Source organism: Acetanaerobacterium elongatum (assembly GCF_900103835.1).
Taxonomy (GTDB): Bacteria; Bacillota; Clostridia; order Oscillospirales; family Ruminococcaceae; genus Acetanaerobacterium; species Acetanaerobacterium elongatum.
The window spans coordinates 25,007-32,879 of sequence record NZ_FNID01000033.1 but is presented as its reverse complement, the minus strand read 5'-3'; the positions used below and the strand labels follow the sequence as shown (position 1 = coordinate 32,879).

8 protein-coding genes are annotated in these 7,873 nt (G+C 47.9%); 7 read left to right on the top strand and 1 reads right to left on the bottom strand.

Features of this window, described 5'->3' with window-relative positions:
* The coding region (locus BLR50_RS14735; RefSeq protein WP_242871754.1) for a transposase at positions 1-406 on the top strand (406 nt) is incomplete at its 5' end.
* Between the two features lie 194 nt (positions 407-600).
* On the opposite strand, the gene BLR50_RS11385 is transcribed toward BLR50_RS14735, so the two are convergent.
* The gene (locus tag BLR50_RS11385) at positions 601-1,815 is read right to left on the bottom strand and encodes an ROK family protein (RefSeq protein ID WP_092642267.1); all 1,215 of its coding nucleotides are present in this window, start codon (positions 1,813-1,815) and stop codon (positions 601-603) included.
* Positions 1,816-2,191: 376 nt separating this feature from the next.
* Here BLR50_RS11385 and BLR50_RS11380 point away from each other — a divergent pair, with 376 nt between their 5' ends.
* The 6 genes from BLR50_RS11380 to BLR50_RS11355 all read left to right on the top strand — a co-directional run bounded on the left by BLR50_RS11380 (position 2,192) and on the right by BLR50_RS11355 (position 7,638).
* Entirely contained in the window at positions 2,192-3,373 is a 1,182-nt protein-coding gene (locus tag BLR50_RS11380) for an ABC transporter substrate-binding protein (RefSeq protein ID WP_092642264.1), read from the top strand.
* A gap of 82 nt (positions 3,374-3,455) precedes the next feature.
* Positions 3,456-4,241 carry an ABC transporter permease gene (locus BLR50_RS11375; protein ID WP_092642277.1) on the top strand — a complete coding sequence of 262 codons (786 nt, stop codon included), beginning with the start codon at positions 3,456-3,458 and terminating at the stop codon, positions 4,239-4,241.
* A gap of 3 nt (positions 4,242-4,244) precedes the next feature.
* Positions 4,245-5,024 carry an ABC transporter permease gene (locus tag BLR50_RS11370; RefSeq protein WP_092642261.1) on the top strand — a complete coding sequence of 260 codons (780 nt, stop codon included), beginning with the start codon at positions 4,245-4,247 and terminating at the stop codon, positions 5,022-5,024.
* Positions 5,000-5,755 (top strand): ABC transporter ATP-binding protein, encoded by a 756-nt coding sequence (locus tag BLR50_RS11365; protein ID WP_092642258.1) that lies wholly within the window; start codon positions 5,000-5,002, stop codon positions 5,753-5,755. The genes BLR50_RS11370 and BLR50_RS11365 overlap by 25 nt, the downstream gene beginning before the upstream one ends.
* 19 nt (positions 5,756-5,774) lie before the next feature.
* Positions 5,775-6,524 carry an ABC transporter ATP-binding protein gene (locus BLR50_RS11360; RefSeq protein WP_092642255.1) on the top strand — a complete coding sequence of 250 codons (750 nt, stop codon included), beginning with the start codon at positions 5,775-5,777 and terminating at the stop codon, positions 6,522-6,524.
* A 58-nt stretch (positions 6,525-6,582) separates the two neighbouring features.
* Entirely contained in the window at positions 6,583-7,638 is a 1,056-nt protein-coding gene (locus BLR50_RS11355; RefSeq protein WP_242871753.1) for an NAD(P)-dependent alcohol dehydrogenase, read from the top strand.
* The last annotated feature ends 235 nt before the right edge of the window (positions 7,639-7,873 follow it).

Genomic DNA, 7,873 nt, shown 5'->3' with positions numbered 1-7,873 from the left:
CCGCCATGTATGGGAGGATTACAAGGACAGAGCATACGCTTTCACCCATACGGAATATGGCAAGAAGATATACGCCAGAAGAAAAGAAACAATCGAGCGAAGTTTTGCAGATTCAAAAGAGCTGCATGGGCTTCGCTATTGCCGCATGCGCGGGCTTGCGAAAGCAGCGGAACAATGCCTGCTCACTGCTGCTGTGCAGAACATGAAAAAGATTGCAAATATCCTGTCAAACCGGGATATTATGCAATCCGTAAAACGTTGCCTGCTATTTTTGCCTACATACACAAAACCCGCCGGAAAAGGGCGGGTTTTGTCAGTAATCTGTGAACGGCTTTATGCCGTTCCTTTTTGTATTATGAAAACTACTCGCCCGGCGAGTGGTTCAAAAGACGGCCACTGCCGATGAGGCCGACAATAAAACCTCCCTTTACTCTTGTGCGGTCTGGCAACTGCACAAAAGCAAAGGGAGGTTATTAAGAACGCTTTGTGAGCGGAAGAAAATCAATATTGTGGAAGCAGAGGTGTGCCCCGCAATATGCATAAGCTTGTACGCCGACTGTTTCTTTCAAAAATGCCAACAAAGCGGGGTACCATAATCTGTTACTCCGGCAGATTTCCTCCGGTTTCCACCAAAAAAATATTGATGGCAGTAGCCGCCGGCCCTAAGTATTCCTTTCTCCAGCCCAATGCACTTTTGCAAAATAGCTTGCGTGAAAGCAATGGATTAATTTGCAGGATATCATTCAAAAAAGTTTCAGCGATGTTTGGCGATTCAAACAGCACACCAAATAATAAGACTTGATCGGGGGAAAATACTTGAATAGCATTACTAACACCGATGGCAAAGTCGTGAATCAAAGGCCGAATCTGCTCGGTTAAGGCGGTACAATCGGCACCAATATAGGTCTCTATGTTTTCAAAAGAGGGATCACCACATTTTTGCTGTACAGCCTGCAGAGCAGGTTGGTTCGGCAGCAGAGACTGAATAACTTCCACAAATCGGTCCAGATTAACACCTGTTTCCAAGCAGCCCTTGCGGCCGCATTTGCACAGCCGGTTGGATGAAGTATAAAAATAGGTATGACCAACTTCTGCCGAATGATACAGATGATCCTTGCAGATCTGCCCATCAATGGAGGAAGCGGAGCCTACGCCGGGCCCCCATTTGATGGCCAGTACATTGCTGGCCTGTGCGCTGCCAAAAAGATATTCTGCATTAAGGTAGGCGCACATGTTGTTTTCTACACACACCGGAAAGGGGAACTCGGCCTGCAGAATATCGCGGATGGGTACCTGATCCTCCTCAAAGATCTTAAACGGATGAAGGCTGATGCCCTTATCCTGATTGACAGAACCAATCATGCCTACGCCTGCACCCAATACCTTCTCGCAGGGGATGTTGTTTTCCCATAAAAGACGCACACAGGTATTGGCAAGTTCTTTTAGAAAGGCAACGGCGGTGTAGGGACGGGGCAGGCTGAATTCCGATATGGCGACCGGATCACCCAGAAGGTTGGTTATGGCAATCACATGGCCGGTGTAGTGCAAACTGATGGCTAGTACATACTTATAGGAGGGGTTTATCTCTAACGGACATTTTTGTCTGCCTAGTGTTTGCGTTCTGCTTTTATTAGAAGCCAGGAGCAATCTCTTTTGCAAAAAATCGCTGCAAATGGAGGTAAGGGTAGCAGTGGTCAGGTTCAGTTCTGCGGCAAGGTCGGTGCGGGATAGCGGGCCGGAACGCAACAGCAGCTGCAGAACAGACTTGCGGTTAATCTGCTTGACATTTATCATGTTAACACCCACAGGTTTCATGGGATACACTCCTTACAGTTCACGGCCCTCCACTTGTACGGGGTACCTTGGTTAGAACTTTTAATTATGATGGCTACATCAGAGCATTTAAGTGTATTACTTAAATAAATTATAGGAGCATTGGATGTAATATGCAAGAGGAAAAACAACAAAATTTTATATTAGTTGTGAAATTGCACAATTATTAAGAAAATTAATTGACTTTATTGTCGATTGACGTCATATGGACTAAACAGTATACTATGATTAGACAGAAAGTTAATCATTTTAAATAATTAGCTTGTCTGCTTCACTTGCTTCTAGAGGCTATAAACATTGAATTCGAAATTTGTGAAAACAAGTTTAGAAGTATAATGAATTTTAGGGAGGAAAGAACTTGAAAAAAATCTTTAACAGCAGATTCCGGAAATTCGTTGCCATCTGCATGGTCGCTGTTCTTGCAATGGGAGTACTTGCAGGGTGCAGCTCTTCCGGCGCAGCATCCAGCACGACAGAATCCAGCACAGTATCCAGCGCAGCACCCAGTACGACATCCTCCGGCGTTGTAGAAAAGGCCAAAAAGCTTGGCAGCCTTACTGCCAGCGGTCAGCCTTACAGCCACACCCTGCCGGCATGGCTGGGCATCAAGGATGGAAAGTTTAAAGAAGCCGGTATGGATTTTAATGTTATCATGTTCACCGGCGGCGCTGCTCAGAACGAGGCGCTGGGCGCAGACGAATGGGAAGTAGGCACTATGGGTTCACCGCCTGCTATCAATGGCGGTATCGCTTATGGTGTACATGTTATCGGCTTTGGCTCTACAGACAACAAGGCTGTTACCATTTGGGCACGTCCGGATAGCGAAATCACCAAGATCTCCGGCCAGGTGAAAGATCACCCCGATGTTTATGGCAATGCCGATGCATGGCGCGGCAAGACAGTTCTGTGCCCCACCTCATCAACCGCTCATTTTACATTGGTTGCAACCCTTAAGGCGTTAGGGCTAACCACAAGTGACATAAAGCTCATTGATATGAGTGTTCCGCAGGCATTTACAGCGTTTAAGGCCGGCGAAGCCGACATCGTTTGCCTGTGGGATCCCCAGGGCTTTGATGCAGAGGCTGAAGGCTGGAAGAAGATATCCTCCAGTGAAGCTACCGGCGCAGACCTGCCCACCGTTATCGTTGCTTCTGAAAAAGCCATTAAAGAAAAGCATGACGAACTGTTGGAATACTTAGACATTTATATCACCGAATGTGAAAAATACGGTGCAGATTTAACAGCCTACGGTCAGGCTATGAAGGATGTAGGCGATGAAAACGGCGTAAAGCAGACACTGGAGGTTGCGACTAAGTGTGCTGCAAACCGTCCGCTGCCTACGTTGCAAACCTGGGTGGATTGGTACAAGGGCGATGTTGGCAAACGTAAGGCAGACATCGCAATGCAGGCTCTGATGGACTTCTTTGTGTACACTGGTACAATTGAAGAAAGCGGCAAGCAGAAGCTGATGAGCAGTAACTTTATTGACAGCAGCTTCGTAGAAGAACTGTGCGCGCGCCGCGGTATTAAGCTCAACTAAATACATCTCAGGCAAGAGGGGCATATGCTCCTCTTGCCTATAAGTAGAAAAAACAGGTTAGAACAACAGATTGGGTGAACTTATGGATAATAAGAAAAAAGATCAAAAACGTCAGCTATTGATTTTGACTATCCTAGGCCTGGTGCTGTTTTTTGGAATATGGGAGATTGTAGTACGAGTGGGCATCATTTCAGAGAGAAACCTTTGCACACCGACTAAGGTGGTTCAGACACTCATCTATAAGCTGTACAATACAAAGCCGGATGGCTCAACCCTGTTTGTGCATTTCCTTTCCAGCATCAAGCTTTCTCTCTTTGGCTTTATTTTGGCTGTTGTCGTCGGCGTACCGCTGGGGCTGGTGATGGGCTATTACAAAGCCATGGACTCTTTCTTTACGCCGCTGTTTGAAGTAATTCGTCCTATCCCGCCGATTGCGTGGATTCCTATTGTTATCCTTACTTTGGGCATTGGCTTTCAGGCAAAGGTGTTCATCATTTTCATCTCGGCATTTGTACCCTGCGTGGTAAACTCTTATCTGGGTATTAAGCTAACAGATCAAACCCTGATAGACGTGGCGCAAACCTACGGTGCAACACGATGGCAGATATTCACCACTATCTGCATCCCGTCTTCTATGAACATGGTGTTTACCGGCGTTCGCGTTTCGCTGGCTGCCTCATGGTCCACACTGGTTGCAGCCGAAATGTTGGCTTCCACCGAGGGCTTGGGCTATATGATTCAAATCGGACGTAACCTCATTCGCCCCGACATCATTCTGGTTGGCATGATTACCATTGGCATCGTGGGCGCATTAATGGGATGGGTTCTTAGCTTGTTTGAAAAGAAAGTCGCACCGTGGAGGTACTAAACAATGAATGATAAAATAAGAAAGGTTCTCTATGGGCTGCTTTCCGTGTCTGCGCTGGCACTGTTTGTAGTGGGTTGGGTGGCGGTTTCACATATGGAAGGCACCATGCTTCCCACCCCTCCGGCCACTTTCACCCGCTTTATTGAAGTAATGTCGGCACCAATCTCCAAGGCTACGCTGCCAGTGCATATTTGGGTCAGCCTTCGCCGCGTGTTGATTGCATTTGTATTCGCGGTAACCATCGGTATTTCGTTGGGTATAGGGCTTGGCTGGAGCGCTAAGTTCAACGCATTTTTTGGGCCGCTGTTTGAAATTATCCGTCCCATTCCTCCTATTGCGTGGATTCCGATGATTATCATCTGGTTCGGTATTGGAGAAACCGCAAAAATCGTTATCGTATTTATTGGCGCATTCACCTCCATTGTGCTGAATACCAGTGCCGGTATTCGTGCTATCGATCCGTTGCTGATCAGCGCGGGCAAGGCGTTGGGTGCCAACCGCCGCCAACTGCTGATTGATGTGGCATTCCCCGCTACCATCCCCGCCATCCTGGCCGGCATCCGCACAGCACTTTCCAGTGGCTGGATGTGCGTGGTTGCCGCCGAAATGATCGCAGCCCGCCAAGGTGTAGGCTTCCTGATTGTTCGTGGTCAGGAAAGCGGTGATACCGCATTGATCGTAGTATGCATGCTTGCAATTGGTATCGTGAGTGCGCTGCTTTCGACGTTTCTTTCGAAAATGGAAGGAGTGCTGTGCCCATGGCAGTTCAAAAAGACAAAATAATTATTCGCGGCCTCTCCAAGACCTTTTATCAGAAGAATAAGGTTGTTGAGGTACTGAAGAATATTAATATTACCGTAAAGGAAAATGAGTTTCTTGTTTTGCTTGGCCCAGGCCAATGCGGCAAAACAGTTCTGCTGAACATCATGGCAGATCTGGATAAGCCCACCGAAGGTGAGGTTGAATTTACCGACGGCCGCCCCGAAATGGGCAATCTGGGCATCGTATTCCAACGCTATGCGCTGTTCCCTTGGAAAACTGTTATGGGCAACGTAGAGGTGAACCAGAAGTTTAAGGGAACCCCTAAAGAGAAACGCCAGCAGGCTGCGCAAAAATACATTGAACTGGTGGGTCTGCAGGGGTTTGAAAATGCGTTGCCGCAGGCGCTTTCCGGCGGTATGCAGCAGCGTGTGGGCATAGCCCGTGCCTATGCAACAGAGTCTGACATTATGCTTTTGGATGAGCCATTCGGTGCACTGGATGCACAGACGCGTTACTCCATGGAAGATGAAATCTTGCGTATGTGGGAGCAGGATAAGCGTACTGTTATATTTGTAACCAACAACGTGGAAGAGGCCATTTATCTTGGCGATCGGATTATACTGCTGGGCGGTCATCCTACCGGCGTAAAAAAGGAATACGTACCGGAGATGCCTCGTCCCCGCAATTATACAGACGTTGCCTTCCTTAAGCTGCGCAACGAAATTGTCAACAACACGGACCTGGTACTGTGAAATCAGGAGGAACAAATAGATGAGTGAAAACGAAAACCTAAAAGTCAAGGTCCGGCATCTAACAAAGTGCTTCGGTGATCTGAAGGTTCTTGATGATGTGTCCTTTGACATTAAAAAGGGCGACTTTGTCTGCATCGTTGGCCCAACCGGGTGCGGAAAAACCACCTTCCTCAAGTGTCTGGTGGGTTTGTTCCCGCTGACATCTGGCGAAATTCTGGTTGACGGCGAGCCTGCAGACCCTAAAAAGCATAACCTGAGTTTTGTTTTTCAAAACCCGTCCCATCTCCCTTGGTTGACGGTGGAAAAAAATATCCGTTACGGTTTGGAACTGAAAAAAGCCCCTGAGGCGCTCATCAAGGAGCGTACCGAGGAAATCTTAGGCCTTCTGGGGTTGGAGAAGGTACGCAACTCTTATCCGCATCAGCTGTCTGCCTCCACGGTGCAGCGTATCGTTATTGGCCGCAGTTTTGCCATGCATCCTGATCTGCTTTTGATGGATGAGCCTTATGGCCAGATGGACATTAAAATGCGCTACTATCTTGAAGATGAAGTAATCAAGCTATGGAAAGCCACGGGCTCTACGGTTATTTTTATTACGCATAACGTAGAGGAAGCGGTATATCTGGCCGATAAATGCCTGATTCTTTCGCAAAAGCCGACCACTATCAAGGAGGAACTGGTAATCGACCTGCCTCGCCCGCGTGATATTGCTTCGCCGGAGTTTGTGAAACTGCGTGAATATGTTACCTCGCAGATCAAGTGGTGGTAAAGCAAAAGACGGGTGGCAAATCCACCGATCTCGCAAAAATGAAAAGAGGATTTGTATCGTGGAAAATCAAGAGAATCGTGTTGCCCAGCTCATTGCTGAGCAGAAAATTGAGATGGCCGTGGAGCCTATGCCGATAGCCGCGCCCGGAGAAGTAGTGGTAAAGATTGAGTACTGCGGTATCTGCGGTTCGGATATGCATTTTTATCAGCACGGCCGTATAGGCAAAAGGGTTGCGCCATTCCCCTTTGTTTTGGGGCATGAATGCTCCGGCTATGTAGCGCAATTGGGCGAAGGAGTAACCACGCTAGCCGTAGGCGACCGTGTGGCGCTGGAGCCTGGCGTGCCCTGCGGCAAGTGCGAATTCTGCCGCAACGGCTTATACAATCTGTGCCCGGATATGCGGTTTATGGCGGCACCCCCCTACAATGGCGCACTGAAGAATTATCTTACACACCCGGCGGATATGTGTTTTAAACTGCCGGAAAGCATGACCCTACAGGAAGGTGCCATGCTGGAACCTTTGGCCGTGGGGATGCACGCAGCCAAGCGCGGGGGCGTTACCATGGGTAAGAGCGTATGCATTTTGGGCAGCGGCACCATTGGCATTATGACGCTGCTTGCCGCCAAGGCTTTGGGTGCAACTAAGATTATCATTTCTGATCTGGTGGATAACCGCCTAAGCAAGGCCAAACAGTTTGGCGCAGACATTGTGGTAAACCCCAAGAATCAGGATTTGGAACAGATAGTGATGGAGGCCACGAACAGTCAGGGCTGTGACATTGTGTTCGAGACTGCCGGCAGCTCCTATACCATGGTGGATACATGGAAGTATGTGAAACGCGGCGGAGTTATTACTGTTGTGGGAAATATCAGTCAGGAAGTGCCCTATAGCTTTTTGGAAATTTCCCGTCGTGAAGTAGATATCCGGCCGGTGTTCCGTTATCGCAATATCTATCCGCTGCTAATCGAAGCGGTATCGTCCGGCAAAATAGATTTAAGTGGGATTGCTCCACGCGAGTTCCCCTTTTCTCAGAGTGATGAAGCTTTCCAATATACCGGTAACAATGCGCAGGATGTTATCAAAACGCTCATCAAGGTGTCGGATAATCATTAAATTCAATAGTTAAAACTTCACTTTACAGCACAGCAGCGTATTCTGCTTTGTACGCCTTTAATTGGAACATCGCAACTCCGCTGGGCAAACTGCAGGATAGTCTAACCTGTAGCGTTGTTTTTTGGAGCCTTACGGGGTGTGCTCATAAAAATGCTGGGCAATAAGACTCTATAGAAGCGAGAAGAGGAGTATAACGGCAAGAAATAATTAATTGAATTGATTAATTAGCTTTGTA